Source organism: Pseudomonas fluorescens (assembly GCF_902497875.1).
GTDB lineage: Bacteria > Pseudomonadota > Gammaproteobacteria > Pseudomonadales > Pseudomonadaceae > Aquipseudomonas > Aquipseudomonas fluorescens_BR.
Genome location: NZ_CABVHY010000108.1, coordinates 1 through 1,772 on the forward strand (window position 1 = coordinate 1; position 1,772 = coordinate 1,772).

Genomic DNA, 1,772 nt, shown 5'->3' on the forward strand with positions numbered 1-1,772 from the left:
CCGAGCCAGCGCTCCTTTGGTTAAACCTTTGCGAGCAACCCACTGCCGTCATGGACTACCTGGAACTGTGCCGGCGCTTTGACACCTGGATCATCGATGGGCTGCCCGATCTTGCGCACTGCTCGACGGCCACCCAGCAACGCTTTATCAATCTGATCGACGTGCTGTATGACCAGGATAAACGCCTGCTGTTGCTGGGAGAAAGGCCTCTGCGCGAGCACCTGGGCTTTGAAGCCATCGACCTTGCGCGAACCCGCAGTCGCCTGGGGCAGCTGATCGAGATTGGCCCGACGGCATAAACCATCGAGCCCGGACCCCATTGTCGCTATCATGACGCGCCCTCCTCTTTCCAGGCGATGAAACTGTTTATGGATACCCTTGCGCGACTGCGGGCCGGCCACCTTGCCGGAGCCAAACGCCTGGATCTGGCCTGTGGGCTGACGGAGTTTCCAGCCGAGATCTTCGAACTGGCGGACTCCCTCGAGGTGCTGAACCTCAGTGGCAATGCCTTGAGTACACTGCCGGACGACCTGCATCGGTTGACGCAGTTACGGGTGCTGTTCTGCTCGGACAATCAATTCACCGAGCTGCCGGGCTGTCTCGGCCAATGCGCGCAACTGAGCATGGTCGGCTTCAAGGCCAACCGCATCGAGCACGTCCACGCCAGCGCGTTGCCGCCGTTGCTGCGCTGGCTGATCCTGACCGATAACTGCATCGATGAGCTACCTGCCGAGCTGGGCGAAAGAGTGCATTTGCAAAAGCTCATGCTCGCGGGCAACCACTTGCAGCAACTGCCGGCAAGCCTGAGCCAGTGCCATCAGCTTGAGCTGATCAGGATCGCCGCCAACCGCCTGACCGAGCTGCCACAGTGGCTGTTGTCGCTGCCACGGCTGACGTGGCTGGCATATGCCGGCAATCCTATGGAATCCGCGATTGACCTGGCAGCGCTGGACGCCACCCCGAACATTCCCTGGTCGCAGCTGCAACTGCAACAGTCACTGGGTGAAGGCGCGTCCGGGGTCATTCATCAAGCACTGTGGGAACAACCGTCGCCACCTGTGCGAACGGTTGCAGTGAAGCTCTACAAGGGCAGCATGACCAGTGACGGTTCACCCCTGCATGAAATGAATGCCTGCATTACCGCGGGCCAGCATGCCAATCTGATCAAGGTCGAAGGCAGGGTCGTCGAGCATCCGCAGGCCCGGGCCGGGCTGGTGATGCAACTGATCGATCCCGGCTACCGCAATCTGGCCGGGCTGCCGAGCCTTGCTTCCTGCACCCGGGACGTCTATGAAGACGGCACCCGGTTCAGCGTTGCGGTGGCGCTGCGAATCGCCTGCGGCATCGCCTCGGTCGCCGCGCACTTGCACCAGCAGGGCATCACCCACGGCGATCTTTACGCTCACAACATTCTGTGGAACACAGAAGGTGACTGCCTATTGGGGGATTTCGGCGCAGCGTCGTTTCACCCTGCATCAGACAGTGTCGAGAGCCGCGCCCTGCAACGCATAGAAGTCCGGGCGTTCGGGATTCTGCTGGGGGAATTGCTGGAGCGGATCGAGCCGGGATTGAGCGCCGAGAGCCGTGAACAGCTGGAAGCCTTGCAGAGGCACTGCTGTCAGCCAGAGGTGCTGGCGCGACCGGGGTTTGTAGAAATTGGCGAAGAGTTGCAGGTTGCGCGGGAATCGGCGGTGTCTTGAAAAGATCGCAGCCTGCGGCAGCTCCTACAGGGAGTTCACATTAATCTGTAGGAGCTGCCGCAGGCTGCGATC

General features: G+C 61.0%; 2 protein-coding genes. Both read left to right on the plus strand.

What is annotated here, in order from left to right; genetic code table 11:
• Positions 1-299 (plus strand): AFG1/ZapE family ATPase (gene zapE, locus F8N85_RS33885; RefSeq protein ID WP_150807675.1); only part of this gene is annotated, 299 nt, incomplete at its 5' end.
• A gap of 69 nt (positions 300-368) precedes the next feature.
• Positions 369-1,700, plus strand: a complete 1,332-nt coding sequence (locus tag F8N85_RS33890) for a leucine-rich repeat-containing protein kinase family protein (RefSeq protein ID WP_150806782.1) — start codon at positions 369-371, stop codon at positions 1,698-1,700.
• The last annotated feature ends 72 nt before the right edge of the window (positions 1,701-1,772 follow it).

What these genes read in the sequence shown, in the direction of transcription:
- F8N85_RS33890 (WP_150806782.1), top strand. Translation starts at nt 369, where the DNA reads ATGGATACCCTTGCGCGACTGCGGGCCGGCCACCTTGCCGGAGCCAAA.